Below are 25,264 nucleotides of genomic sequence, written 5' to 3'. Positions count from 1 at the left end.
TCCCTTGCGGCGAACCCTAGCGCGCGGATGGGCACAGCGGCAGTGACGAGTTCGGGCTGACGCGATCCTGGTTGTCCACAGGGCCCCCACGTTCCGACTTATGGCCAGTAATCTCAGCCCACATGGAGCAGAGGCATCTCGGCCGTACCGGCCTGCGCGTGTCCCGGATCGGACTCGGCACCCTCACATGGGGCCGGGACACCGACGAGCATGACGCCGCGGACCTGTTGAAGGCGTTCTGGGAGGCGGGCGGGACGCTCGTCGACACGGCCGACGTGTACGGGGGCGGGGAGGCCGAGTATCTGCTCGGGCAGCTCATGGAGGGGCTGGTGCCGCGCCGGGACCTGGTGATCTCGACCAAGGCGGGCAGCGTGCCGGATCCGGACCGGCGCTTCGACGGTTCGCGCGGGCATCTGCTGTCCGCGCTCGACGCCTCGCTGGCGCGGCTCGGCACGGACTACGTGGACCTGTGGCAGATCCACGCCTTCGACCCCGAGGCTCCGCTGGAGGAGACCCTCCAAGCTCTCGACCTCGCGGTCAACAGCGGCCGCGCCCGGTATGCGGGGGTGTCCAACTTCTGCGGCTGGCAGCTCGCCAAAGCGGCGACCTGGCAGCTCGCCGCGCCCGGCGTACGGACCCGGCTGTCCAGTACGCAGATGGAGTACTCGCTGCTGCAGCGCGGCATCGAGCGTGAGGTGCTGCCCGCGGCGCTGGACCTCGGCATAGGCCTGCTCCCGTCGTCTCCGCTGGGCCGGGGCGTGCTGACGGGCAAGTACCGGCATGCGACGCCTTCGGACTCCCGGGGCGCGTCGGAAGACCTGGCGCCCTTCGTCGCGCCGTATCTGGACGACCCGGCGAGCCGCATCGTGGACGCGGTGGCGACCGCGGCGGACGGGCTCGCGGTAACCCCGCTCCAGGTGGCCCTCGCATGGGTCCGCGACCGGCCCGGGGTGGCCGCCCCCATCATCGGCGCGCGTAACGCGGCGCAGCTCACGGCCGCGTTGTCAGTGGAGACCCTTAGTCTTCCTGACGAGATCTGCCGAGCGCTCGACGACGTGTCAGCGCCCGTGCACCACTATCCCGATCACAACTGGAGCACGCTGTGACCACGGAGCCGCCCGCCGCAGAGGAAGCCGAGCCGGGGACGCCGAGCGCCGGCCCCGAGCCCCGGGAGCCTGGGGTCGGGGCTCGGCCCGGTGCCGAGGGCGAAGCGGTCGCCTCGCCGAGTACGAGTACGGGCGGGGGCTCGACCGTCGACGGTGCCGCTGGCGGAAGCCACGCCCCTGAGGAGGATCCTGCCGAGCCCGGTGACAACGGAGCCGAGGACGGGCCGGGCAGCGGTACGGACGCGGCACCGGAGGCGGAAGGGCTCGCTGCCGCAGACGGCACGACCGGCGGCGAGGAGGCGGGTGGCGACACGGCCGAGGGCGACACGACCGATTCAGGCGCGGACGGCGGTACCACCGAAGGCGGCACGGCCGGTGCGGACGCGGGCGAGTTGTCCGAGGCCGCGGCCGAGTTGGCCGCGCAGCGGGAGTTGCGGGAGCGGATCGAACAGCGGAAGGCCGAGAAGGCCGCGCCGGTTCGGAGCGGGGCGCGGTTGAGCGGAAAGGCGGCCGACCTGCTCGCGGCCGTACGGGCGGTGGAGAGCGGAGAGAAGCCCCCGGCGAGCGTCTTCGGCGAGCCGGACCCGGGCCCCCGCAGGCCCGCACCCGAGCCGGTGCGGCGGCCTCAGCAGCCCGTGCCCTCCGGCGCCGACGCGTCAGTGGCCCCCGAGGCCGTCGACAGCGTACGGGCCGTGCTCGTCGAGGGCGGCGCTCCCGACACGCTCGCGCCGCAGGTCGCCGCGGCCCTCGGCGAAGGAGCGGACGGACAACTCCGCGCGGACCCCTGGCAGTTGCTGCGCGTGCCGGGGGTGCGGCCCGAGCAGGCCGACGGTTTCGCCCGGGCGCTGCTCGGCGCGGAGTGCGGGCCGGACGACGAGCGGCGGGGCCGTGCGGTCACCGTATGGCTCCTCGAGCAGGCGGCCCTGGCCGGGCACACCGCCCTGGAGGCCCAGGCGCTGCATGCCGCACTCGCGCAGCGCTCGGTGCCGGACCCGGATGCCGCCGTGCAGAGCGCTCTCGCCGAGGGTGACGCCCTGGTCTTCCAGGACGCGCTGGACGAGCCCGGCACGCCCCTGGCTCCCCGCCAGTCCGAGGACGGGGAAGAGAGCGAGGAGGGCGAGCAGGAACGCCCGGTCCGCGTCCTCATCGGCCTGGAGCGATACGCACTCGCCGAGGAGAGCCTCGCCGACGGGCTCGCCCGGGTGGTCAACTCGCCGCCCAAGGAGGACGGTTCGGCCATGGACTGGGAGCCGGCCGCGACCGGCTCCGCCGCCGAACTGATCCGCGCCGTCGCGGGCCACGGCCTCGTCCTGCACACCGGCGGCGAGGCGTCCCGCGCGGAACCGGCGGCCCTGGTCGCCGCCGCCCGGGCTCTCGGTCTTCGGGTGTGCGCCGCCACGCACAGCCCGGACGGCCGCCGCCGCTTCGCCGCGCTGCTCGCCGCCGCGGAGGGAACGCGCCCCGGAGCCACGGGTACCGGGCCGTCGTCGGCACCCGGCCACGGTGCGGACGCGGGCACGGGACCGGGCTCCCCGGCCGAAGCGCGCCGCGCCGCGCCTGGGCACCCCGGCGCCGGAGCGACCGAGGGCGCCGTCGTGGACGGCCGGGGCCACGAGGGCCACGAAGCCGTGGCCACCGTCTCCGGGCTGCTGTCCGGCTCCGAAGGGCCGGGACGAGACACGGACGGCATGCTCAGGACGGACCTGCTGGTCGTGCTCGACGCGCCGCAGCTGGACGTGGAGAGCGCGGCGATGCTGGCCGAGTCGCTCCCCGACGGGGCCCGGCTCGTGCTGAGCGGGGACCCCGGTGTGCTGTGGTCGGCGGGGCCCGGGCGGGTCTTCGCGGATCTGCTCGCCGCGCGGGCGTGCCCGCAGATCGCCTCACGGACACCCGACCCCGGCCCCGTCGGCGAGCTGGTCTCGGGAGTCGGCGTGGGCGAGCTGAACCAGGTCGCGGCCCCCGGCAAGGAAGTCGTGATCGTCCCGGTGCGGGACGCCGGAGAGGCGGTCCACCGCACCGTGCAACTGGTCGCGGACTCGGTGCCGCGAGCGATCGGGATCCCCGCCGAGCAGACCCAGGTGATCACTCCGGGCCACGGCGGCGCGGCGGGCACCCGCGCGCTCAACGCCGCGTTGAAGGAGCGGCTCAACCCGGGCCCCGGCCGCTTCGGGGGCTTCGACCCGGGCGACCGGATCGCCTACGCTCCGGCGCTGGGCCGGACGGTGCCGGGCCACGTGGTGAAGGCCGACGCCGAGGGGCTGCATCTGGAGTGCGCGGGCGCCCCGGTCGTCGTACCGAAGGAGCGGGTGGAGCAGACCGTGCGTCACGGCTGGGCGCTCACCGCGCACCAGGCGGTCGGAATGCGCTGGTCCGCCGCGGTCGTGGTACTGCCCGGCGACGCCGCGCAGGCGCTCACCAGGCCCTGGGTCTACACGGCCTTCGGCCGTGCCGAGCACCACCTCTCGGTGGTCCACGGAGTGGAGCAGGCGCTGCCGCGCGCGGTGGCGGAGGTCTCGGCCAAGCCCCGCACCACCCGTTTGCCGGCTCTGCTCAAGGCCCAGGTCCCGGCGTCCGGCTGAGGGCCGGAAGGAGCGCCGGCAGCGAGCGGCCCTGGAGACCGGGCGGTGGGCGTGTCCGGAGTGCTGGGCCGAGGGCGGGCCCAGGCCTCCGGCCGCGACCGCCACCGCCACCGCCACCGCCACCGCCACCGCCACCGCCACCGCCACCGGGCAGCCTGCGAGCAAGCCCGCCGGCCTCGCAGACACGCTGCCGCCATGCCCTCGCCCCCGCCGAGGCCGACGCCCGAACACGCCAGTGGCGGTCACCCGGCCCACAGGCCCGGTGACCGCCACCCGCACGAACCTCAGCGATCCGCGTCCAACGACTCCAGTTCCTCGGCTCCGTCCGCCACGTCTTCCGCGTCTTCCCCGTCGTCCTCGAGGTCGTCCCCGGTCTCGTCGTCGAAGACGGCGCTGACGTCGAAGCGGCACACGATCCGGTGGGAATCGGCGTCGTCGAACGGGGCCTCCAGCCACTCGCCGGGGTCAGCCGGTTCGTCCGCGGCGGTGACCCACAGCGTGGAGTCGCCCTCCTCCAGGCCGAACTCCTTGTGCCGGGAGGCGATCTCGTCGGGTTCGAATTCGCCGAAGAGGACGCCCAGCGCACCGTGCACGGTGCGCGCCGCCGCGTCGAACCCCTCGGCCACGGCCCCGGATTCCTCCACGGCCTCCACCCGCTGGGCCTGCGCCAGCAGCCGCTGCGGCTCGACCACCACGTAGTCCCGGCGGATCAGCACGCTCAGCGCGTTGGGCTCCTCCGGCCCCGTATACGGCGGCAGTGTGTCGTCCGTACCCGGGATCTCGAAGGGAGTGACCTCGTCATAGCGGTCGTAGAGGAGCTCGTCGTACTCCTCGGCGGCCGCGGCCAGCTCGTTGAACGCCTCGTAGACGGCCGGATCGTCTTCACCCGACCTGCGCTCGACCGCCGCCAGGTGGCGGTCGAGCGCAGCCTTGACCGCCTCGGCGGCGGCGCGTACCTCGGCAGCGGTGGGCTGCGCAGCATCAGACATAGTGCAGACGCTATCCGTACACGGCCTCCGCACGCACAATAGATGCGATGCCGGAATACGAATTTGTCGACGTGTACGTTCCGCGCGGGGTCTCCCGCAAGGAGACCACACGCCTGCTGACCGACCATGCGGAGTACGGACACTGGGAGTTGGACCGCCTCAGCCTGCACCCCGACGGCAGCCGCAGAGTGCGGCTGCGCCGACGGATCATCCGCCAGGTGCGCGCCACGTGGTGACTCAGGACGGCTGAAACGGAGCGGGCCCCGCACTCGCGGGGCCCGCTCCGTTTCACCGACCACTGGGGCGTTTATCGCGCCATGACGTTCATTACCGTGTCATGACGTTCATTACCGTGTCATGCGTCACCGTGTCATGCGTCGCTTCACGCCGAGGCACGTGCCTTGCGGTAGAGCACGGCGCCCACCAGCAGCGCGCCCGCGCCCACCGGCAGTGCGAGGCCGAGCGGCAGGTCGCTGCCGGTCTGCGCGAGCTGCGAGGTGCCCCTGGGCTGCGTGACGACCTGGGTGCCCGGATGGTTCGGGTTCGAGGCGCCCGGGCCCTCGCCGCCGGAAGACGGCGGCTGACCCGGCTCACCAGGCTCACCCGGCTGTCCCGGCGTACCGGGCACCCCTGGCTTGCCCGGCTCCTCGGGGTCGCCCGGCCGACCGGGCTGACCGGGAGGATTCGGCTCCCCGTACCCAGGAGGCGTCGTCTCGTGCCCTCCCGAGGTGTTCCCGCAGTCGTTGCCCGTGGCCGCGTTGCCGACGCCGCCCACGGAGACGCTGTTGCCGCAGACGTTGACCGGCACGTCCACCGGGATCTGCACGTGGTTGCCGGAGCCCACGCCGGGCGAGTCACCGGTGTGTCCGCCGACCTGCGATCCACCGCCGGACGACGGCTTACCGGTGCCGGAGCCACCGCTCTCGTCGGTACAGCTGTTGCCCATCGCCGGGTTGAGCAGCCCGACCACGTTCACGGTGTTGCCGCAGACGTTGACCGGCACGTCCACCGGCGCCTGCACCGAGTTCCCCGAGAGCACGCCCGGGGAGTCCGAAGCGGAGCCGTGCGCCCCCGAGGCGGCGTGCGCGTATCCGCCGGTCGCTGCCAGGACGCCGCTCGCGGCCGCCACGGTCATCAGGCCTTTGCGGGTGACCTGTCGCATAGCTTTTCCCTGCCTTGTAAGCCTTGTAGCTTCGGGAACGCGCACGCGCCCGAATGCGCGTGCGCGGAATGCGGAATGTCGGCGGCCCCGGAGCGCATGGCGCGCACTCCGGGGCCGCGGACTCAGACCCTCACGGGGTCCGAACCTCATGTGGGTTCAGATCCTCACAGGGTTCAGATCCTCATGAGACGAGGCACAACGTCAGGCGTTGGTGCAGGTGTTGCCAAAGGCAGGGTTCAGCAGCCCGACCACAGAGATCGTGTTGCCGCAGACGTTCACCGGCACGTGAATCGGCGCCTGAACGACGTTGCCCGAAAGCACGCCGGGCGAGTGCACGGCAGCACCCTGAGCACCGGCGTCGGCAGCAGCGATTCCCGCACCAGCGAGAACGAGGCCACCAGTGGCAGCCGCAGCAGCGACGACCTTCTTGATCATTATTCCTCCTAGTTGGCAATGCGATCCCAGCCGCGGATCACATCATCAGTAACGAGGAGGGAGTAATAGAGCTACGAGCCTATGAGCGCATTCACCCTTCTCAGTCGACTCCGTACGCGCTGGCGATTATTGGAGTTTCGTTTCAGCGGCCTAATTCAGGACACTTGGTTGCTGGTATCGCCGTCCGGTCGCTGTCCAAGGTGCCTCAGGACGCCTCGATGAAGCGGTCGAGTACCCGCACACCGAACTTCAGGGCATCGACCGGCACCCGCTCGTCCACACCGTGGAACATCCCGGCGAAGTCCAGCTCCGGCGGCAGCTTCAGCGGCGCGAAGCCGAAGCAGCGGATACCGAGATCATCGAAGGACTTCGCGTCGGTGCCGGCCGAGAGCATGTACGGCACAGCCCGCGCGATCGGGTCCTCTGCGACCAGCGCGGTCTGCATGGCGTCCACGAGAGCCCCGTCGAAGGTGGTCTCCAGGGCCTTGTCGGCGTGCACATCCTCGCGCTTCACGTTCGGGCCGAGGATCCGGTCCAGGTCGGCGAGGAACTCCTCCTCGTAGCCCGGCAGATAACGGCCGTCGACGTGCGCGGTGGCCTGGCCCGGGATGACGTTGACCTTGTAACCGGCGCCCAGCTGGGTCGGGTTGGCGGTGTTCTGCAGCGAGGCGCCGATGAGCTTGGCCATGCCGCCGAGCTTGGCGAGCGTCTCGTCCATGTTCTCCGGGTCGAGCTCGGTGCCGAGCGCGTCGCCGAGTTCGTCGAGGAAGTGCCGCAGCGTCTTGGTCACGCGCACCGGGAACCTGTGGCGGCCGAGCCGCCCGACGGCCTCGGACAGCTCGGTGATCGCGTTGTCCCGGTGGATCATCGAACCGTGCCCGGCTGTGCCGTCCACGGTCAGCTTCATCCAGTGCATGCCCTTCTGGGCCGTCTCGACGAGATACAGCCGCAGCTTCTCGTTGACCGTGAAGGAGAACCCGCCGACCTCGCCGATCGCCTCGGTCACACCCTCGAAGAGATCCGGGTGCTTGTCGACGAGGTGCTTCGCACCGAACTTGCCGCCGGCCTCCTCGTCCGCCAGGAAGGCCAGCACGATGTCCCGGGGCGGTTTGCGTCCGCTGCGCAGCCGGTCGCGTACGACCGCGAGGGTCATCGCGTCCATGTCCTTCATGTCGACCGCGCCCCGGCCCCACACACAGCCGTCGGCGATCTCTCCGGAGAACGGGTCGTGCGTCCAGTCCCGGGCGTTGGCCGGTACGACGTCGGTGTGGCCGTGGATGAGCAGCCCGGGCCGCGAACGGTCCTCCCCCTCGATCCTGGCCACCGTGGAGGCGCGACCCTTGTGCGACTCGAAGATCTGAGGTTCGAGTCCCACCTCGGCGAGCTTCTCGGCGACGTACTCGGCGGCCTTGCGCTCTCCCGGCCCCGAGTGGTCTCCGTAGTTGCTGGTGTCGATCTGGATCAGTTCGCGGCAGAGGTCGACGACCTCGTCCTCACCCGTGATCCTCCTGCTCGTATCCGGCTCGCTCACGCTGCTTCCTCCCACGGTCACTGCTGGTGGTCCCTCTCATCCTCTCCCTCCGAGCCGCCCCTTCCCAAGGGCGGACCCGGCTCGTCACACGCGATTCACACGCCGTCGACCCGTGATCGAGGGCCCTCGAAAGCCTGGTAATGTTTTCTCCGTCGCCGCGAGGGGAACCCCGCGCGACAGACACCTGGTCCGGGTGGCGGAATGGCAGACGCGCTAGCTTGAGGTGCTAGTGCCCTTTATCGGGCGTGGGGGTTCAAGTCCCCCCTCGGACACAGACCGTATCCCCAACTTGTGCGGGTCGAGGCGAGCCTCGACCCGCACGAGCTGTTTTCCGGGCTCGTAGGTGAGCCGGAGACCGAGGTTCAGGCAGACGTCTGCCTTCCCTCTCTGGCTCGGCGTCGGCGAGCACGTCACCGATGCTGCCGAGTGTCGTGATCACCAGCGGGGGCCGGCATCGATTCGGTCACTGACCTCGGCGAATGGGCGGAGGCGTACGTCGGGCGCGTCGGTGCGGCCGCACATCGCCAGAACGGAACGTACTTCACCGATTGCGCGTGCGGTGCTGGAGTGGTCCAAGCCGAACCAAGCAGGCCAGTACGTCGCGGATGGTGCCGTGGCGGAGGCGGACGAGGGGCCCAACAGCCGGTCGACGAGAACCGGCTGGTGTATCGCTCCGGCTCCACGGCTCGCTTTCGATTGGGCCCGCCGGCGATGTCGCGGCACGACCGGGCGAACCTGTCCGGCCACAGCACCGGGTTACCTGTCCAGGTACGTATATGACCATGAGTCAGGCCCCCCGCAGCTGACGCGCTGTCACATTTCGGCTCGCGCGTTTCCGGCAGGAATGCCTACGAGCGATCGTTCACTCCGATGAAGGTGGTGCGACCCCACTGATTGGTGATGGCGAATGACATATCGCACTCCGTCATACGGCGAGTCAGGCGCGTCATGCGGGCCTGCAGGGCGCGTCGGCTGAGCGGATTCCGTGCATCACCAAGAAGAAGGCACAGGTCATGGCAGCACCATGGATGCCTCGCAGCCTGGATGAGCTCCAGAAGAATCTCCTGGGAGCCCTGCTTTATGTTCAGTGTGAGCGACCGGCGTCGGCGGGCGTCGCTTGCGTAATGAAGCGGGGGAAGCACCGCCAGCCAGCGACGCTCGGCAGCTATTCGGCTGGCCAACTCCATGGGGGACGTGAGTCGAGGCAGTACGTTGGCGGCGCCGGCCCGCAGCAAGGAGACCGAGTCGGCGCCATCGGGTACCAGGACGACGACGGCGGACAGCCTGCTGAGTACGTGAATGCGCTGCGGCAGGTCAGGGACCAGGCTGATGTCCGGCACATCCAGAACCGCCAGGGGGCGCGGCCGGCGCAGCAGGGAAAGGTAGGCGTCGATCGATCCCCACGGCTGGGGGAACGTCGGCATGATGTGCTGACTCCTCATATCGCGCAGCAAGGCTGCCGTTTCATCCCGCTGTATCGAGAAAAGTACGTCGACCGGACCTGGCACTCCTGAGTCGGCCGCTCGAGAGCCTATCGACCCATAAATGGTCTGAGAGATGGGCATTTCGGAAACCCGACGTAGTACAGATAGTGGACGATGACTACGAGCATCGCTGAATCATTGGGCCGCGTACAGTCAATGCGATGTTCGAAAAGTGCTCAACCAGTATCCACGATCTTTCATTGAGTGCGCTGCGTGATGGTGCGCTCACTCTCTCGGTATGGGTTGTGGAGAAGCCGTGAAAAACGACCGACTGGCGGCGGACAGTTACTGGTGCGGTTACTGGTGCGACGATCAATCCCGCCTCGCGAGATTTACTTTTCGATCAGAGCACCGCTCAGACTTCGAAAGCACCGAGAATATCTACCGGAAATGTCAAATCTCGCTCATGTCATGCCATCAGAGCTCTGTGATCCGCCATGGCCTCGCGTGGCGTTATTGATCCGAACGGTAGGGGTTCCGGGGCGTTGAACGCGGCGTGAGTGATCGCGTGAGTGTTCTGGCTGGGGGCTGCTGCGTGGCCACTTGTCGTCGTCGGCGCAGGCTGGATCACCAGCATGTGAGCTGGGACCTGCAGAGCAGTTGTGGACGCGCGGCCAGGTCGGTGTGCCGACTGCGAGTTGTACGGGGGCCGGCGGGCCGGGCCGGGCGATCTCGCGGCAGCCACCGATCACTACCGTCCCAGCCTGGCCGACTCCCTGCCCGAGGTCCTCGATCAGAGCAAGCACCGGCTCTCCGAGATCCGGGACCCGCTGAGGGCCCGCCTATCTGATGCAGTGCGGAGCGGATGCCTCGGTTCCTTGTGGCCGCTGAGGTCCGTCTGAAGGCCGGTACCTCTCCACAGCGGGGCGGTCTCCCGACGGCAGGATGCCGGGGCGGCCGGCGCTGGGAGACGTTGGCCCTGTTGAGGCGGGCGGGCGGGGTGACCCTGAGATCCGGTGGCGGGTCCCGACCGGGTGGCGGCCTGTGCCGACTGAGCCCGCCTTGCGGGTCCGGAGGCGTCAGGCCTCGGGCGATTGGTCGAGCATGGCGAGTGTCAGGACGTTGCCTCCGATGCCCCAGCCACCGTCGGCGACCTCCTCGACCAGGACCATGGTGTTGGCGCGGGCCCGCTCTCCGTAGATCTCGACGTAGAGCTCGGTGGTGCGGGTGACGATTCTCTCCTTCTGCTTCTCGTCGAGGGTGCCGGCGGGGACCTTGAAGTTGGCGAACGGCATGGTGGTTCTCTTTTCTGGGATGGGGTTACAGGGTGCTGCCTGCGGTGAGCAGGTCGTCCAGCCCGACGCGGCGGACGAAGTCGGCACGGGAACGGTCGGCGACCGCGGAGACGACTTCGCCGCCGTCAAGGCTGGGGTCCATGTGGGTACGTAGCGGCCGGGTGCCTGCGGGCACGGCCACCAGGCGTACGACGGCATCGGCGACTTGGGCGGCGTCCGCTCCGGCGGGATGAGCGCGGCCAGTCTCGTGTCGAGTCCGGCCGGCAGGGGGCCGTGGCTCTCGTCGTGGGCTGCCGCGCGGTCGGTGCCGGCGGGTGCGTCGGTGTGGAGGAAGCGGTTGCTGCCGGAGGTCAAGGCGCCGGGGACGTCGATCGCGGTGTCGATGACGAAGCACGGCACTTCGGCGGCCTAGCCGACGGCCAGGGCGTCCGTGGCCGCCTTCGCGGTGAAGTACGGGAGGTCGGGGAGATGACGTCGAGTTCAACGGCGTGCAGGTTGGCGTTACGGCCGGCGGCGTAGTGCATCAGGTCTTCCACGGCGCGTGTGTTGCGGGTGGCCGGCTGCCGGATTCCCGCGAGGACCGTGTGGTCGGCACGGGCGAGAGCACGTGCGATCAGCGCGCCGAAGTCACTGGAGGCCCCGGTCACCAGGATGATCCCGGTGGTGTCGGAGGACATGGCGGTCCTTGCGAGGGGAAAGGTGCGGAATACGTACGGCCAAGGCGCCGTGGTCGGTCAGATGATGCCGCCGTTGGCGCGGACGACCTGGCCGTTGACCCAGTGGCCGGCCGGTGAGGCGAGGAAGGCGACGACCTCGGCGATGTCGGCGGGGGTGCCGAGGCGTTCCAGCGGGGCCTGGGCGGCCAAGCGGGCGATGGTCTCCTCGTCCTTGCCCTCGAGGAACAGATCGGTGGCCGTTGGACCGGGGGCGACGGCGTTGACGGTGACGTCCCGGCCGCGCAGCTCCCGGGCGAGGATCATCGTGAGCGCCTCGATGGCACCCTTGCTGGCGCTGTAGGCGCCGTAGCCGGGAAAGGCCAGGCCCACTACGGAAGTTGAGAAGGTGACCATTGCCCCGCCGCTGCGGATCTTCCGTGCGGACTGCTGGGCGACGACGAAGCTCCCGCGGATGTTGGTTCGGTGGACCGCGTCCAGCTCCGTCAGGTCCAGGTCGGCGACAGGGGCCAGGTACAGTCGGCCGGCCGCGTGGACGACCACGTCGACGCCGCCGAACTCGGACTCGGCGGTGGCGAACAGCTCGGCCACCTGCTGCTCGTCGGCGACGTCGGCCTGGACGGCGATGGCCCGGCCGCCGGCGGCGGTGACCTCCTTGACGGCGGCCTCGGCCAGATCACGATTGCCGGCGTAACCGACCACGACGGCGAATCCGTCGGCGGCCAGCCGACTCACCGTCTCGCGGCCGATACCGCGGGAGCCGCCGGTGACGATGGCGACGCGGGGCTGGTCCGCATGGTGGTTGAGCGCGCCGCGGCTCGCCGCGGTTTCCTGGGAGGACTCGGTTTCTTGGGAGGACATGGAGACTCCTTTGAGCGATGCCAGAGGCGGGGATGCCACGACGGGTGGATCGGGGCGTGGGGCGTCGGCGTTGTCACCGGCTGCTCCCTGCTTGCGTCTCCAGCGTGGGCCGGTGCCGCCGCGCCAGCCATGGCTGTCTCTACCCAGGGGTTGCCACCCCCTGGCTCAGAACGCCGGTGCGCGTGACGATAGGGAGCGTGAACCACTCCGAACTCGCCGCGTTCCTGAAGTCCCGGCGCGCCCGAATCCGCCCGTCCGACGTCGGCCTGCCCACTGGTCCCCGTCGCCGGGTGCCCGGACTGCGACGCGAGGAGGTCGCCCAACTGGCGGGCCTGTCCGCCGACTACTACACCGAGTTGGAACGTGGACGCGGCACCCAGCCCTCCGCCCAGGTGCTGGCCTCGCTGGCCCGGGCTCTGCGTTTGGACGGCGACGAACGCGACCACGTGTTCCACCTCGCCGACCGGATGGTCCCCCCGGCCGCGCACGGCCCGACCGCGCACGTCCAGCCTGGCCTGCTCGGTCTGCTGGACCAGCTGACCACCACTCCCGCCCAGGTCATCACCGACCTGCACGAGACCCTCGTCCAAAACCCTCTGGCAGTCGCGCTCGTCGGCCGGCACCCGGCGGCGCGCGGCCCCGCGGCAAGCTTCGTCTACCGCTGGTTCACCGACCCCGACGCCCGCACCCTCTACCCGGCCGAGGACCACCCGTACCACTCCAGGGTCTTCGTCGCCGACCTGCAGGCGGTCGCCGCCCGGCGCGGCCGCGACACCGAAGTGACCCAGATGGTGGCCGCGCTTCGACGGCGCAACCAGGAGTTCGCCGGACTGTGGGACACCCACGACGTCGCCCTCCGACGGACCGACCACAAACGCATCGTGCACGCCACGCTGGGCGTCATCGAGCTGGACTGCCACAGCCTGTTCAGCGAGGACGGACGCCAGCGTCTGCTGTGGTTCAGCGCCCCGCCCGGCACCGAAGGCGCCGCCCAGCTGCAACTCCTCTCCGTCATCGGCACCCAGGACATGACTCCCAGTGCGAACGAACTCGGACAGACACAGGCCTGAGCAGGGTCTGGAAGCGGCACGGCAGCCGTGGCCTGTGCGCGTGATCGCGCCGTTCAGGCTGCCGCGGGCCCGGATCGCGACACCGGACTGCGGGACTGGGCGCGCGGGTGCGCCGCCGGGCGCAGGTTCAACGAGCGGGAGGCGCACTTGCTGTGCCGTACCGTCCACGATGACGGCGCCGACCTCGCGGAGCGTCGGAGGCGGAACAGGACGGGACGGCGGGCGCTGCTGGTGCGCATCCGTGCCGCACATGGACAGCCGCCCATAACCGATCTGAGTGTTGTCCGGGCATTTCGCGGTGCGCGGTCGGACGCGGTCGGAGACGAGGCCGACTGGGGCACCGCGCTGATGTCAGCCGATGTCAGGGGATGTCAAGAGATCAGCCGGTGCCACCAATGGCTGACAGCAGCCGCTCTCGGGTCAACTCCAGGAGCTCGGGCACGGGCCTGAAGCTCGTGTGCAGAATGCGCAGTGTGCCGGCGAGTGTGCTCAAACCAAGGGTCTGTTCTCCTTCGAATCCGAAGAGGACCGAAGGTCCCCACAGGCTTTCGAGGGTCAACGAACCGTAGGACGTCGCGATGGGCAGGGCCCCGAGATTGGTGAGCAGCAGCTCGTGGGGTGCGGCGGCCGCGAGCATACCGGCCATGTCGGCCGGGGCCGGGCGGTTTTGCAGGACGCCTGTCCACAGCGCGAGCGACTGAAGCAGTGCGCTCCTGTCGCGGAACGGGGCGAGGGTGTCGGTGAAGGACCGGGCCGCCTCCCACGGGTCGCTCCACTTGCCGACCTGTGCGGTGGTGGCCGGGGCGAGGATGTTGCCCATGCCCTCGGCCGGTGCGGGTGCGCGAAGGAGTCCGCGCAGGCTGAGGGGCGAGTGCACCCGCAGCGGGACGGTCGACCAGTCCGCGTTGAGTTCGGCCGCCGCGCCCAGGGCCGCGGCGGCGACAGCGCCGTGCACGGTGGTTCCTTCTGCTCGGGCGCGTTCGCGCAGTGCGGCTGTCCGGCTCTGGCTCAGAGTGGCGGCATCGATGGAGAGCTCGGCGTCCGGGTCGGGCGTCCGGTAGACGCCGGGCCTGTCGGAGAGCGGGATGTCCATGTCACTGGGCAGGGTCGCCGCCGCGTCGGCGATCTCTCCAGCCAGGAAGTGGTCCACCGGATGTCCGGGATGCGCTTCCGCCGGTCCTTCGGCCGCCCCGTCGCCGCGCCCGCCGCTGACGAGGGTCAGCAGGTCTCGTACGAGATATGCCTGTGACAGCCCGTCGACCACCGCATGGTGCGCGACGAGAACCAGCGCGCACCGTTCGGGGCTGTGCAGCAGGACGGCGCGTACGGGCGGCATCGCGGCCGCATCGACTTTGTGGCGCATTTCGGTGGCCAGTTCGTGTTGCCACCCGGTCGCCGCCAGGTCGGTCACTCGTAGCGGAATCTGTGCGGCGTGGCCGAACGAGAGCCGGGGGCCGTTGCCGCTGTCGCGGATACGGGCCCCGAGGAGGGCGTGGCGGCGCTGGAGGGTGTTGAGCGCCGTTCGCCACTCATGGACCTCGGTGGGGCCCGCGACCTCGATGGCGGTGGCCGAGTGGGTGGGGCGGTTCTGGTTCATCAGCCACATGAAGTGCTCAGCCACGCCGAGCGGCCGTTCTGCGGGCATGGTGGTGGACTGCGCTGGGGCCGTCGTCACGATGGTGCTCCTCGGGCGAACATGGTCCGCACACGCTCCGGATCCGGTGGGTGCGCGGACGGTGGATACAGCTCCACTCTCGGCCGCCGACCAGGCCCGGACCAGCCCTTTCTCTGTCCGCTAGTTGTTCACTACGCGCTCAGTCGGCCTTCGCTCCCGGCGCACCCGCGTCGTGCTCCAGCTCCCACAGTCGGTCGGCCACGCGTGCGAGCCCACGGCTGAGGTGCCTGCGGTAGGTGCTGAACGGCAGGCGGAGCTGCTCCGCCGCCTGTTCCTGCGAGGTGGCGCCATGGAAGAACGTCGCGGCCAGGGCCCGGTGCAGTCGCGCATCGCGCGGATCCGCGTTCAACTGGTCGACGGCGTCGGTGAGCCTCTCCCGCAGGACCTCCACGGGGTCGTCGGAGTTCTGGTCGGTCACCAGGCGGCTGCGGATCAGAGGGCTTTTGGCCAGTGCGTCGGTACGGTGCCACATGCGCAGAGCGCCGCGTACCTCGCTGTCGAACTCGGGCCGGGACAGCACGGTCACCTCGGGCACGACCGTTGCCCGGCGGCTCTGCGGCCCGAACAGCTCTTCCTGTGCCGTGAATTCGAGCCAGGCTTCCATCGGCATGCTGCGCCAGTCATGCGCGAACAATGTCCAGGAACGGTCGCCCAGTGGCACTTCGCCCTCGTCCTGGAGAGCGTGATGGTCGGAGTAGGTCATCAACGGTTCCCAGAAGGCCGCGTCCTCGAAAGCGACGAAGGACCACGCGCGCCGGTCGACGTCGATGAACCCGGCGAGTACCCGGTGCATCATCAAGTCCATCACCGGGGAAGGCCGCTGGTAGGCCGTCGGGTGCACCATGAACCGTGCGAGAGCGATGTGCTCCCCCGTGCGCACCGGCCCACGTCGGTGTGTGTGCCGCCAGGCCGCTGCCACCACCGGGTCGGCCTTCAGCTCCGCGTCGGCGGGCTCGGTCAGGCGCAGCCAGGCGACGAAGGCGACGGCGTCACCGGTCGCGGAGTCCCGGTGGACATGGAACGCCTCAGGTTGGCGGTCCAGCCAGAACTCCGCCGCGGCCGCGGCCGCCGGACCTTCGGCCTCACGTGCCAGACGCAGCACGGTTGGTACGTCGCCGGGGCGCAGGCTGTCCTCGAACACTCCGCCGTCACCGCTGAAGACGAAGAACCTGGGGGTGACGCCGCCCGCACGGTGCAGGTATTTCACCGCCTCCATGGCCGGCAGCACGCCGTTGCCCACGGCTGTGCGGGCCCGTTCGAGGAGATGGGCCCGCAGCCGGTGGTGCATGGCCTCGTATTCCTGCGGGTCACGCCAGCGCAGATCGGAGTCGAGCGCTTCGCGAACCACGTCATGCGGGAAGAGACCGTCCCGGCGGGAATCGACGAACGGCTGATCACGCAGCCAGTCGAAGAGCGGTGCCGGATCTTCGTCCGGCAGCGCCGCCCGCAGCAGGCTCTGGGTGGTCGTACGTGCGTGGGCGCACACCTCGAGTGCCTGTCGGTGCACCGGCGAAGGAACGTTGTCCACGATCCGTGAGAGAAGCGCACCGATGACATCGTGCGGAGGCATCCACCGGTGTTCCGGGTCGGGAAGGCCAACGTCGGGAAGGCCGACGTCGGGGATTCCGCCGGCCAGCGACAGGGCGAGGGGATGCCCGCCGGCGAAGGACAGGATCACCGGTCGCCGATCCGCCGCGACACCGTGAGCGGCCAGCAGAGCCACCGCTTCCTCAGGGTTGAGATTGCGCAGGGCGACGCTGTGCAGAACATCCCGCCATCCCGGATCCGTTCGCCACTGCAGGGCGAGCGGTCCGCGCCCGGCGAGTACCACGACGCAGCCCTCCGGCAGCCGTGGCAGAAATGCCTCCCGAAGCCAGCTCTCCAGACCCTGAATTCGTTCGAACGCGTCAACCAGCAGCACCGTACGGGAGTTCATCAGTACGTCGGCGGCCTCTTCCTCGAAGGCCGCAGGCATCGGAAGCAGAGTCCGGCCGTCGAGGTGGATCACCGTGCGTCCCCGAGCCTCCGCCTCCTCGGCGAACCGCAGGAGCAGCGCGGATTTGCCCACACCACCCGGCCCGTGGACATGCATCACCGCGGGCGCCCCAGGCTTGCCTTCGAGCGCCGCCCGATAGATCTCCAGCTCCTGCGACCGCCCGACGAAGGCGCCTCTGCGCGCTGTGCGCAGTCGCACGCTCAGCGCGGTCCGCTGAGACCCGTCGCGGATCATCGGCTGGCCGTGGGGCGGGGGATGGGCACTCACGAGCGTCTCCTTGCCCAGTTCGTTCACGACACGGTTCACGCGGGATGGCCGCGGCCGAGTTGCCTGCCTCACCGCTCCGCCGATCGGTCCCGGCCGGCGGTGATCGGTGCTCCGCTCAGTTCATGACTCCACAAGACGTCGGTGACGCGCTTCACGGCGGCGGTCAGATGCCGGCGGTAGGTGCTGAAGGACATTCCGAGGCGCCTGGCCGCCGCTTCCTGGGTGGGGGCGGCCTTGCTGTACGTGGTCATGATGACGAGGTGACGTTTCTCGCCACCGCGCTCCTCCAGCACGGTGTCGATGGCACGCAGCAGGACGTCTTGGAGGCTGCGGCCCGTCTCCGCTTGGAGGCTGCGGCCCGTCTCCGCGACCAGCCGACCGCGGCTGAGGGGGTTCGCCGCGAGCTCATTGGGCCACCACAGGGCACGCAGGGCCTCCCGTACGGCCACGTCGAACTCCGGCCGGGACAGCACGAGGTGTTCCTCCCGCTCCTGCGACGTACCGGCCGGAGGCGTGACGGTAGCCATCCCCTCCTGCAGAACGTCGTTCCTCTCCGCCACCCACGCCATGGCGGACTGGGTACGCCAGTCGCGGGCGAACAGCCGGTACCCGTGATCACCGACCACAGGTCTGGCATCCGTCGGCATCATGTCGCTGTCCTCGAAGTAGCCGTTCCAGAAGCCGTCGTCCCGCATCACGACGAACGACCATGCGAGACGGTCGGCCCGGATGATCTCCCCCATCACCCGCCACGTCACCAGGTTCATGGTCGCGGAGGGGCGCTGGTACTGCTGCGGGTCCACGTGGAACCGCGCGATGGCCATGTGCTCGCCCGCTCGCAGTGGCCTGTCGGCCCGTGCATGGGTCCAGGCGGCGGCCACCACCGGATCGACGTCCTCCCCCTGCGGCTCGCTGAGCTGCAGCCAGGCCGAGCAGGCAACGATGTCATCGGCCCCGGCCGAGCGATAGACACTGAACGCTTCGGGCTGCCGGTCCAGCCAGAAGCGGGCGATCGCAGCGGACTCGGCGCCCTCCATCTCATGCACCAGCTCCACCACGCGGCTCTCGTCGGCAGGAGCACAGGGCATTTCCCGCACCGCGCCGTCGGGATGCCACACGAGGGCGTCGGTCATCACCCCGGCGGTCCGTTCCAGGTACACCAGGGAGTGCACCGCCTGGAGCATCTGCGCGGCGGGCACCTCCCGGACCCGGCCGAGCAGATACCGGTGCATTCGTCGGCGCAGGGAGACGAAACCGTCCGGGTCACGCCAGCGGAGATCAGCTGCCAGCACCTCGCGCACCACATCGTGCGGGAAGAGCCCGGCCGTGGTGGATTCGATGAACGGCTGGGCGCGCAGCCACGCGAACAGTTCGCCGGCACGCTCGCCCATCATCGCCCGCAGCAGCGCCTCGGAGGTGACCTCGGCCTGGGCACACACCTCCAGCGCCGTGCGGTGGGCCTGACTGGGTGGCTCGCCCACGAGTTGCGGCAGCAGCGTCGCGATCACGTCCCGGCCCGGTGACCAGTCGGCCGGCCGAGGTGTTCCGTCCGCCTTGTGCTGGACGGCGACCGCCGCGGCCAGGGACAGGGCCAGGGGATTGCCGCCGGTGAAGGACAGCAGCGCTTGGTGTGCGCGGGCCGGAACGCCGCGTACTCGCAGGAAGGCCGCGGCGTCGTCCCGCGCCAGGTTCCGCAGCGGCACCACATGCATCAGGTCCGCCCAGCCCGGGTCCGCGACCCAGCGCGGATCGGGGGCCGCGCGTCCGGCGACCACCACGACCGCACCCAGCGGCAGCCGCGGCAGGAAGTGCTCCCATAACCAGTTCTCCAGCCCCTGGCAGTGCTCGAAGGTGTCGACCAGGAGTACCGAATCCGGCTCGCAGGCCTCCTTCCCCGCGGCCTGCTCGAAGTCCTCAGGCGTCGCGCGAACCGTGCGGCCGTCCACCTCGACCACCAGCCGTCCCGCCTCCCGCGCCTCGAGAGCGAACCGTCTCAGCAGCGCGGACTTGCCGATTCCGCCGGGCCCATGCAGATAGAGCACGGGCGAAGAGCCGGGGTCTCTGTCCAGCGCGGACCGGAACAGGGCCCGCTCGGCCACCCGTCCGGCGAAAGCCCGGTCCCGCGCCGCGACCACGAGGTCGCCCAAAGAGCCACCATCCCCCATGTTCATGAGTCCCTCATAGCCAAACCGAACCCGTACATGGCCGAACAGCCTACGTCGCACGTATCGGTCCCATCGAAGGGTTGAGAAGGCGCGTCGGTATGCCGTATTTCACGCAACCGTTCGGGCCGGTGGTCGACGCCGTGCCGCCCACCGGGGAACTCGTCGCCTCGCTCGGCCACAGGCGTCTTCACCGGCCGCCGCTTCGACCGGTACGGAGTGCTCGTCGTGCGCCGGCATGCGGAGGCCTGCGGGCGCAGACCGCCCAACAGCCGCGACGCTACGGGCGCTGCCGCACGGGCCGGATGACCAACTCGTTGACGTCGACATCCGCGGGCTGGCTGATCGCGTAGGAGATCGCACGAGCGATGGCATCGGGAGAGACGGCCGCCGAGCGGTAGGCCTTCATCGCCGCCGCGGCTTCCGGTTCGGTGATGGTGTCGGCCAGTTCGGACTCGACGACGCCGGGTGAGACGGTGGTGACGCGGATGAACGGCTCTGCCTCCTGCCGCAGCCCTTCCGTGATCGCCCAGGCCGCGTACTTCGTGGCGCAGTACACGGCGGCCGTGGGAACCACGGAGTAGGCGCCGATCGACGCGATGGTGATGAAGTGCCCGCTGTTCTGCCGCTGGAAGTGCGGCATGGCCGCGGCGATGCCGTGCAGCAGGCCCTTGACGTTGACATCGATCATCCAGTCCCATTCGTCCACCAGCAGTGAGTCAAGGCGCGACAGGGGCATGACGCCGGCGTTGTTGACGATCACGTCGATATGCCCCCGAGCAGTGACCGTTTCGTCGACGAACCTCGCCACGTCGGCCCGGTCGGTGACATCGAGACGACGTACCTCGATGCTGCCGCCGTCGGCCCGGACGCTCTCCGCCAGGCTGGTCAGCCGATCCTCTCGACGCGCACCGGCAACGACGTGGTGGCCTTCCGCGGCGAGCCGCCTGGCGATGCCTTCGCCGATGCCGCTCGTGGCACCCGTGACGAGTACGACCTTCCGGTCGCTGCGCTGCTCTGTGGTCTCCGAGGGTGTCCGTGTCACCGCGTCCTCCTTGCTCAGTCAGGGCAGAAGCCCCGTTGACGGATCGTTCACCTGCGAACTTGCCGTGCTTTCGATGGCAGGAGAAGGCCGGGATCTTCCTAGGAGTACGGCACACACCACCACTGACGGACGAGGCAGTGGTGCCGTCACTCACACGCCCCGCGTCGGGGGTCACGAGGTCAAGTCCGCGGCGATCCACTCGGTGACCGAGCCGTGGCGGGGCTTCCAGCCGAGAATGTCGCGGGCTCGTGTGGTGCGGACGCGGCTGTTGGAGGCCAGGGCACCGGTGGTGAATTCGGGCCCCCAGAAGGCGCCGGCGGCCTCGATGTCCCAGGGTTCGGGGCCATCGAGGCCGAGTGCCTCGGCGATCGAGGCGGCCAGCACCACGGCCCGGCGGGTGTCCTCGGACACCCGGTCGGCGTTGATGGCCGCTGCCGCGTTGACGCCGGCGGCAGCGGCGCCGATCACCTGCTCGGCGGGGTTGGCGACGTTGCCCGCCGGCCACACACCGGCCGCCTCCGGGGCCCCGGACGGATTGGTCCAGGACGGACGAGCTCGGCGCGAGGTCAAAGCGGCGCTCGGACCCGCTGCCCCGCCGCCCACCACGACGACGTCGAAGCGTCTGCCCCGCGAGGGCCCGGTCATCTGAGCGTTCATGTCGTCAGAGTGCGTTGACCGCCGCCGGACTGGTCAAAATGCTTGCGGTTTCGGCAAGTTTCGGCTCCGCGGCATGCCGGCGAGCGGCTCGTGCACGCCGCCCTTCTGAGCACCGCGACCACACATGCGGCCCCTCTGTGGCGTCGCTGGTGCCAAGCGGCGGTGGGCACATGTGAGCACTGGTTGAGCAGGTGTCGCGCTTACGACGTGCCCCGCGCTCTGGAAGAGTTGTCGGGGCCCCATGCGGCACCTGCCACGACGACGTGGAGGCCGGAGGTTTCGCCGCGGCCCTGCGACGCGCTGCTTCCCCTTGTGCTCGAGGGATCCCGCCTCGGCCCAAATGACCTCAGCCCATCGATGAATTCAATGACATCAGCGACATGTGACATCAAGAGGCAGCCAGAACGCGCCCGGAGAAGCCGGCCTGCGCAAGTTCCCGCTTCTGCTCTCACGACGCCTGGAGGGCGACGTCATGGCTGTGTACCACGAAGTCTCCGCTTATCCCTTCGCGCCGGGACCGCTGTCCGGGCTGCCTGCCGAATACGCGGAACGCCGCGCCCACTGTCCCTTCGGGCAGGTGAGACTGCCCAGCGGGCATGACGCGGTGCTGCTGGTCACCCACGCCGACGCGGCAGCCGCGCTCGCCGATGTACGTCTGTCCCACGACCTCACCGCTCCGGGCTCGCCGCGGGTCACCGTCGGCCCGAGCTTTCTCGACGACCCGGAGACCCTGCTCAACAAGGACGGCGAGGAACATCTGCGGATTCGCCGGATCGTCGCCTCGGCATTCACCCCGCGGCGCGTAGAGCGCTGGAGACCGACGATACGGGCAGTCGCGAGTGACCTGATCGACCGTATCGAGTCCGCCGGACCGACGGCCGACCTCGTCGACGCGTACTGCACTCCGCTGCCGTCGTCGTCATCGGCAAGCTGCTCGGCGTGCCGGACCACGACACGGAGCGCTTCGAGCGCTGGAGCAACGCCTTCGCCCTGGCCGCCTGGATGACCGCGGAAGAACGAAAGGAACGGATCGAGGAGTTCGCCGGGTACATCGCCGAACTGCTCGCCACCCGGCGGGCGACACCGGGGAACGATCTGATCGACGACCTGATCGCGGCCCGGGACGGCGAGGACAGGTTGAGCGAACCGGAACTCGCCTACCTCGTGATGTCGATCATCGTGGCCGGGACCCACACGACGTCGAACGTGCTCGGCCGGGGCGTGCTCACCCTGTTGCGCGACGACCGCTTTCTGTGGCGTCGGCTCGCCGCCGTCCCGGCGCTCGTTCCGGCCGCGGTCGACGAGGTGCTGCGCGTCAGGTCGCTGGGCGACCTCCGTCTGCTGCGCCTGGCGACCGAGGACGTCGAGCTGCCGTCCGGGACGGTCGAGAAGGGGCAGGCCGTGGTCATCGCGATGGGCTCGGCCTTGAGTGATGAGGCCGTGTACGAGGCACCGGACAAGGTGCTCCTCGACCGGAACAGCTCGGTGCAGCTGATGTTCGGGGGCGGGCCGCACTTCTGCCTCGGCGCTCATCTGGCAAAGGCCGAACTCCAGGTGGGCCTGGGGCTGTTGGCGGAGCGCCTGCCCGGACTGCGACTGGCCGCACGGCTCGAGGAGTTGCGCTTCACCGAGGGGGCGGAACTCAGTTCCCTGGAGTCGTTGCCGGTCACGTGGTGAGTGTCCACTACGCCGACTGCACACCCTGGACGCACCTTTGGAGACTCTCATGGAGCAGAAGCGGACTCGCCCGCACGCCCTGCCGGTGCTGACGGGCGCGTGGTCCGGACAGGCCGTCCACGTGGCGGCCGAGCTCGGTATCGCGGACATGCCGGTCCTTCGCGGCCGGCACCCGGCGGTGGCGCGCGAGACCTGCGCCGAGGAAGTCCGTCCGCACCCACTCGGCTGTGGCGGCGGCAGCCTGGAACTCCTCGACGAGTTGGCCACCCTCACCTGCGAGAACACCACCAGCATGCGGAAGTTGTCCGCGCCCGCCAACCGAGCCCAAGCCCGAGCCCAAGCCCGAGCCCGAGCCGCAGCACCGGTCAACGACGACGGGAGGCCGTACACCGCCGGTGAACGGGTGGCCTCAGCCACTGGACGGGCGGCCTCAACCACTGGACGGGCGGCCTCATGAGAATTCTGATAGCCGGCGGTGGGATCGGCGGCCTCAGCGCCGCCCTGAGCCTGCACGCGGCCGGCTTCACCGATGTCCGGATCGTGGAGGCGGCGACGACGATCTGGCCCCTCGGAGTCGGACTGAACATCCTCCCGAACGCGGTCCGGGAGCTCACCGAACTCGGCCTCTACGACCGGCTGGCCGAACGAGCCGTCATCACCCGGGAGTTGAGGTTCTACAGCAGACACGGCCGGCTCATCCGGCAGGAGCCCCGGGGACGTGCGGCCGGCTGTCACTGGCCCCAGCTCTCCATCCACCGAGGCGATCTGCAGACCGTCCTGGCGCAGGCCGTTCGCGAGCGGCTGGGCACTGACGCGATCGTCAACGGCACACGCGTAGTGGGCTGCTCACCGCTGCCGGACGCACAGGTCGCGGTGACGACAGTGCGGGCCGGCACGGGCACCGTCAAGGCCGGCCGGGCCGACCTGGTGATCGGCGCCGACGGGATTCGCTCCGCGGTACGCGCCTCCTTCTACCCGGAGGAAGGTCCGCCACCGAGCAACGGGATGGTGGTGTGGCGCGGAACGACCTGGGCCGAGCCGTTCCTCACCGGCGAGTCGATGATCGTCACCGGGGACGGCACCCGGCGGATCGCGCTGTATCCGGTCGCCCGGCACCCGACCGGCACGCGTGTGCTGGTCAACTGGGTGGCCGCCCGGCCGGCCGCAACCACCGGCGACCGGCCGACCCGTCGCGACGAGGGACACGGGACCGTGACCACGGCCCGCGTCCTGGAGCACTTCGGGGACTGGGCCTTCGACTGGCTCGACATCCCCGCCCTGCTCGGCGGCGCCAGGCGCGTCCACCAGCACCCGATGGTGGATCGCGACCCCCTGCCCCGCTGGACGTTCGGCAACGTGACCCTGCTGGGCGACGCGGCCCACGCCATGTATCCCATGGGGTCGAACGGGGCCACTCAGTCGATCATCGATGCCCGCGTCCTGGCCCACGCGCTGGCCACCGCGGACGACATCCCGCAGGCCCTGGCCCGCTATGAGGGCGAGCGTCGGCCCGCGATGACCCGGCTGCAGGCCGACTACCGTCGGCAGGGCCCCGAATCGGTCACCAAGGTGCACCAACGGGCCCCCGACGGGTTCCGCGATCTGCGCGAGGTGATGTCCGAACGGGAACTCGCCCAGACCTCCGCCCGCTGTGCGACCGCCTCCGGCCTGGAGCGGGAGTACGTCAACACACGGCCCGCCCTCCCACCCCCGTCCGTCGCGGCCCAAGGCTCACGTGACCTTCCATGAACCGGCGACACCAGCAGGCAGCCTCCACGAGCCGGTGGCGATCACCGGTATGGCCTGCCGCTTCCCCGGCGCACCCGGCATCGATGCCTGACGTCGCCCAGCGAAACCCCGCTGGAGGGCCGGTCGACTGGGCCCTCGCCTTCGCCCCGGGCACCCCTATGTCCCTCTACCCACCTGTCCCGGGCAGACCAGGCGCTACTGGCTTCCCGCTACGGAGGGTCAGCCGTGCCGTCGGTCTCCGGCTGTGGCTGGGGGATGGATCAAGCGCCCGGTCACCCAGCCGTGCGCGCCAGTTGACCACTGAATGCCGCAGTTGACCACTGAATGCCGCAGTTGGCCACTTCGGTGCTCATCGGGCGAAGCGCCGCTGCTCAGTCGAGGATCGCGGTGGCTTCGATCTCGACCAGATGGTCGGGGACGTCCAGTGCCGCAACGCCTATCAGCGTGGCCGGCGCAACCGGAGTGACCCCCAGCTTCGCAGCGGCCCGGGAGATGCCCTCCAGGAGCAGTGGCATCTTGTCGGGGGTCCAGTCGACGACGTAGAAGGTCAGTTTCGCCACGTTGTCGAAGGAGCCACCCACCTCGGCGAGGGCGGTGCCGATGTTGAGGTAGGACTGCTCGACCTGGGCGGCGAGGTCGCCTTCGCCGATCGTGACTCCCTCGGCGTCCCAGGCGACCTGCCCGGCGATGAAGACCAGCTTCGACCCGGTCGCGATCGACACCTGCCGGTAGACATCGATCTTCGGCAATCCGTCGGGGTTCACCAGGGTGATGGCCATGCTGTCTGCCTCCTTGTCATGAGCGCCTGTGGGCTCGCGTCCAACCGACCAAGACACTCGCGCTCTCTTGTGGTTACTCAGGAACCGTAAGAGAGTGGTCGCTGACATGGAAGAACGCACTTTTCAGTGAC

The 25,264-nt window shown here is 69.9% G+C and carries 22 protein-coding genes, 1 tRNA gene and 1 pseudogene; 9 read left to right on the top strand and 15 right to left on the bottom strand.

Annotation, left to right across the window (positions count from 1 at the left end; all coding sequences use genetic code 11):
* Window positions 1–122 precede the first annotated feature (122 nt).
* Both ACTWQR_RS25000 and ACTWQR_RS24995 read left to right on the top strand, forming a co-directional pair.
* Window positions 123–1,106, top strand: coding sequence for an aldo/keto reductase (locus tag ACTWQR_RS25000; protein ID WP_443229390.1), 984 nt, complete (start codon window positions 123–125; stop codon window positions 1,104–1,106).
* Window positions 1,103–3,685 (top strand): helix-hairpin-helix domain-containing protein, encoded by a 2,583-nt coding sequence (locus tag ACTWQR_RS24995; protein ID WP_443229389.1) that lies wholly within the window; start codon window positions 1,103–1,105, stop codon window positions 3,683–3,685. The genes ACTWQR_RS25000 and ACTWQR_RS24995 overlap by 4 nt, the downstream gene beginning before the upstream one ends.
* Before the next feature lie 284 nt (window positions 3,686–3,969).
* Here the strand turns inward: ACTWQR_RS24995 and ACTWQR_RS24990 are convergent, their stop codons facing one another.
* A complete protein-coding gene (locus ACTWQR_RS24990) occupies window positions 3,970–4,674 on the bottom strand; it encodes a hypothetical protein (protein ID WP_443229388.1) in 705 nt (234 codons plus the stop codon).
* Window positions 4,675–4,721: 47 nt separating this feature from the next.
* On the opposite strand from ACTWQR_RS24990, the gene ACTWQR_RS24985 reads away from it, so the two are divergent.
* Complete coding sequence (locus ACTWQR_RS24985; protein ID WP_033323315.1) at window positions 4,722–4,910, top strand: DUF5703 family protein; 189 nt, start codon at window positions 4,722–4,724, stop codon at window positions 4,908–4,910.
* Between the two features lie 146 nt (window positions 4,911–5,056).
* Here ACTWQR_RS24985 and ACTWQR_RS24980 read toward each other — a convergent pair whose 3' ends face one another.
* The 3 genes from ACTWQR_RS24980 to ACTWQR_RS24970 all read right to left on the bottom strand — a co-directional run bounded on the left by ACTWQR_RS24980 (window position 5,057) and on the right by ACTWQR_RS24970 (window position 7,802).
* On the bottom strand, window positions 5,057–5,836 hold the full coding sequence (locus ACTWQR_RS24980) for a chaplin family protein (RefSeq protein WP_443229387.1): 780 nt from the start codon (window positions 5,834–5,836) through the stop codon (window positions 5,057–5,059).
* 201 nt (window positions 5,837–6,037) lie between these two features.
* Window positions 6,038–6,271, bottom strand: a complete 234-nt coding sequence (gene chpH, locus ACTWQR_RS24975; protein ID WP_443229386.1) for a chaplin ChpH — start codon at window positions 6,269–6,271, stop codon at window positions 6,038–6,040.
* A 205-nt stretch (window positions 6,272–6,476) separates the two neighbouring features.
* Window positions 6,477–7,802, bottom strand: coding sequence for a M20/M25/M40 family metallo-hydrolase (locus tag ACTWQR_RS24970; RefSeq protein WP_443229385.1), 1,326 nt, complete (start codon window positions 7,800–7,802; stop codon window positions 6,477–6,479).
* Window positions 7,803–7,989: 187 nt separating this feature from the next.
* Here ACTWQR_RS24970 and ACTWQR_RS24965 point away from each other — a divergent pair.
* A tRNA-Leu gene (locus tag ACTWQR_RS24965) sits at window positions 7,990–8,074 on the top strand.
* 576 nt (window positions 8,075–8,650) lie between these two features.
* On the opposite strand, the gene ACTWQR_RS24960 is transcribed toward ACTWQR_RS24965, so the two are convergent.
* The 5 genes from ACTWQR_RS24960 to ACTWQR_RS24940 form a co-directional block, all read right to left on the bottom strand.
* Window positions 8,651–9,226, bottom strand: coding sequence for a hypothetical protein (locus ACTWQR_RS24960; protein ID WP_443229384.1), 576 nt, complete (start codon window positions 9,224–9,226; stop codon window positions 8,651–8,653).
* Between the two features lie 1,079 nt (window positions 9,227–10,305).
* Window positions 10,306–10,521 (bottom strand): tautomerase family protein, encoded by a 216-nt coding sequence (locus ACTWQR_RS24955; protein ID WP_443229383.1) that lies wholly within the window; start codon window positions 10,519–10,521, stop codon window positions 10,306–10,308.
* A 25-nt stretch (window positions 10,522–10,546) separates the two neighbouring features.
* Window positions 10,547–10,663: a short-chain dehydrogenase/reductase gene (locus tag ACTWQR_RS24950; protein WP_443229382.1), complete on the bottom strand. Its 117-nt coding sequence runs from the start codon at window positions 10,661–10,663 to the stop codon at window positions 10,547–10,549.
* Window positions 10,664–10,871: 208 nt separating this feature from the next.
* Window positions 10,872–11,198, bottom strand: a complete 327-nt coding sequence (locus ACTWQR_RS24945) for a hypothetical protein (RefSeq protein WP_443229381.1) — start codon at window positions 11,196–11,198, stop codon at window positions 10,872–10,874.
* A 57-nt stretch (window positions 11,199–11,255) separates the two neighbouring features.
* Entirely contained in the window at window positions 11,256–12,056 is an 801-nt protein-coding gene (locus ACTWQR_RS24940; protein WP_443229380.1) for an SDR family oxidoreductase, read from the bottom strand.
* A 197-nt stretch (window positions 12,057–12,253) separates the two neighbouring features.
* Here ACTWQR_RS24940 and ACTWQR_RS24935 point away from each other — a divergent pair, with 197 nt between their 5' ends.
* The gene (locus ACTWQR_RS24935; protein WP_443229379.1) at window positions 12,254–13,126 is read left to right on the top strand and encodes a helix-turn-helix transcriptional regulator; all 873 of its coding nucleotides are present in this window, start codon (window positions 12,254–12,256) and stop codon (window positions 13,124–13,126) included.
* Window positions 13,127–13,505: 379 nt separating this feature from the next.
* On the opposite strand, the gene ACTWQR_RS24930 is transcribed toward ACTWQR_RS24935, so the two are convergent.
* The 5 genes and pseudogenes from ACTWQR_RS24930 to ACTWQR_RS24910 form a co-directional block, all read right to left on the bottom strand.
* Window positions 13,506–14,801, bottom strand: coding sequence for a phthiocerol/phthiodiolone dimycocerosyl transferase family protein (locus tag ACTWQR_RS24930; RefSeq protein ID WP_443229378.1), 1,296 nt, complete (start codon window positions 14,799–14,801; stop codon window positions 13,506–13,508).
* Window positions 14,802–14,940: 139 nt separating this feature from the next.
* Entirely contained in the window at window positions 14,941–17,064 is a 2,124-nt protein-coding gene (locus ACTWQR_RS24925) for an AAA family ATPase (RefSeq protein ID WP_443229377.1), read from the bottom strand.
* A 68-nt stretch (window positions 17,065–17,132) separates the two neighbouring features.
* Complete coding sequence (locus ACTWQR_RS24920; protein WP_443229376.1) at window positions 17,133–19,235, bottom strand: ATP-binding protein; 2,103 nt, start codon at window positions 19,233–19,235, stop codon at window positions 17,133–17,135.
* A gap of 271 nt (window positions 19,236–19,506) precedes the next feature.
* On the bottom strand, window positions 19,507–20,271 hold the full coding sequence (locus ACTWQR_RS24915; RefSeq protein WP_443229375.1) for an SDR family oxidoreductase: 765 nt from the start codon (window positions 20,269–20,271) through the stop codon (window positions 19,507–19,509).
* 384 nt (window positions 20,272–20,655) lie between these two features.
* Window positions 20,656–20,808 (bottom strand): annotated as a pseudogene (locus tag ACTWQR_RS24910) (thioredoxin reductase); the annotation flags it as partial.
* Window positions 20,809–21,400: 592 nt separating this feature from the next.
* On the opposite strand from ACTWQR_RS24910, the gene ACTWQR_RS24905 reads away from it, so the two are divergent.
* Genes ACTWQR_RS24905 through ACTWQR_RS24890 form a run of 4 tightly spaced genes read left to right on the top strand, consistent with a single transcriptional unit; the run spans window position 21,401 to window position 24,354 of the window.
* Window positions 21,401–21,934: a hypothetical protein gene (locus tag ACTWQR_RS24905; protein ID WP_443229374.1), complete on the top strand. Its 534-nt coding sequence runs from the start codon at window positions 21,401–21,403 to the stop codon at window positions 21,932–21,934.
* Window positions 21,868–22,605: a cytochrome P450 gene (locus ACTWQR_RS24900; RefSeq protein ID WP_443229373.1), complete on the top strand. Its 738-nt coding sequence runs from the start codon at window positions 21,868–21,870 to the stop codon at window positions 22,603–22,605. The genes ACTWQR_RS24905 and ACTWQR_RS24900 overlap by 67 nt, the downstream gene beginning before the upstream one ends.
* Window positions 22,606–22,654: 49 nt before the next feature.
* Window positions 22,655–23,062, top strand: coding sequence for a hypothetical protein (locus ACTWQR_RS24895; RefSeq protein ID WP_443229372.1), 408 nt, complete (start codon window positions 22,655–22,657; stop codon window positions 23,060–23,062).
* Complete coding sequence (locus tag ACTWQR_RS24890; protein ID WP_443229371.1) at window positions 23,059–24,354, top strand: FAD-dependent monooxygenase; 1,296 nt, start codon at window positions 23,059–23,061, stop codon at window positions 24,352–24,354. The genes ACTWQR_RS24895 and ACTWQR_RS24890 overlap by 4 nt, the downstream gene beginning before the upstream one ends.
* 371 nt (window positions 24,355–24,725) lie before the next feature.
* Here ACTWQR_RS24890 and ACTWQR_RS24885 read toward each other — a convergent pair whose 3' ends face one another.
* Window positions 24,726–25,133: a RidA family protein gene (locus ACTWQR_RS24885; RefSeq protein WP_443229370.1), complete on the bottom strand. Its 408-nt coding sequence runs from the start codon at window positions 25,131–25,133 to the stop codon at window positions 24,726–24,728.
* Between the last annotated feature and the right edge of the window lie 131 nt (window positions 25,134–25,264).

Source organism: Streptomyces sp. 2A115 (assembly GCF_052245575.1).
GTDB lineage: Bacteria > Actinomycetota > Actinomycetes > Streptomycetales > Streptomycetaceae > Streptomyces.
This window is presented reverse-complemented; position numbering and strand designations above follow the sequence as displayed.

Bases quoted from the DNA above. Each gene is read 5' to 3' on its own strand.
- ACTWQR_RS25000 (WP_443229390.1), top strand. From the start codon at position 123: ATGGAGCAGAGGCATCTCGGCCGTACCGGCCTGCGCGTGTCCCGGATC.
- ACTWQR_RS24990 (WP_443229388.1), bottom strand. From the start codon at position 4,674: ATGTCTGATGCTGCGCAGCCCACCGCTGCCGAGGTACGCGCCGCCGCC.
- ACTWQR_RS24985 (WP_033323315.1), top strand. From the start codon at position 4,722: ATGCCGGAATACGAATTTGTCGACGTGTACGTTCCGCGCGGGGTCTCC.
- ACTWQR_RS24980 (WP_443229387.1), bottom strand. From the start codon at position 5,836: ATGCGACAGGTCACCCGCAAAGGCCTGATGACCGTGGCGGCCGCGAGC.
- chpH (WP_443229386.1), bottom strand. From the start codon at position 6,271: ATGATCAAGAAGGTCGTCGCTGCTGCGGCTGCCACTGGTGGCCTCGTT.
- ACTWQR_RS24960 (WP_443229384.1), bottom strand. From the start codon at position 9,226: ATGCCGACGTTCCCCCAGCCGTGGGGATCGATCGACGCCTACCTTTCC.
- ACTWQR_RS24955 (WP_443229383.1), bottom strand. From the start codon at position 10,521: ATGCCGTTCGCCAACTTCAAGGTCCCCGCCGGCACCCTCGACGAGAAG.
- ACTWQR_RS24950 (WP_443229382.1), bottom strand. From the start codon at position 10,663: ATGGACCCCAGCCTTGACGGCGGCGAAGTCGTCTCCGCGGTCGCCGAC.
- ACTWQR_RS24945 (WP_443229381.1), bottom strand. From the start codon at position 11,198: ATGTCCTCCGACACCACCGGGATCATCCTGGTGACCGGGGCCTCCAGT.
- ACTWQR_RS24940 (WP_443229380.1), bottom strand. From the start codon at position 12,056: ATGTCCTCCCAAGAAACCGAGTCCTCCCAGGAAACCGCGGCGAGCCGC.
- ACTWQR_RS24920 (WP_443229376.1), bottom strand. From the start codon at position 19,235: ATGAACATGGGGGATGGTGGCTCTTTGGGCGACCTCGTGGTCGCGGCG.
- ACTWQR_RS24905 (WP_443229374.1), top strand. From the start codon at position 21,401: ATGGCTGTGTACCACGAAGTCTCCGCTTATCCCTTCGCGCCGGGACCG.
- ACTWQR_RS24895 (WP_443229372.1), top strand. From the start codon at position 22,655: ATGGAGCAGAAGCGGACTCGCCCGCACGCCCTGCCGGTGCTGACGGGC.
- ACTWQR_RS24890 (WP_443229371.1), top strand. From the start codon at position 23,059: ATGAGAATTCTGATAGCCGGCGGTGGGATCGGCGGCCTCAGCGCCGCC.
- ACTWQR_RS24885 (WP_443229370.1), bottom strand. From the start codon at position 25,133: ATGGCCATCACCCTGGTGAACCCCGACGGATTGCCGAAGATCGATGTC.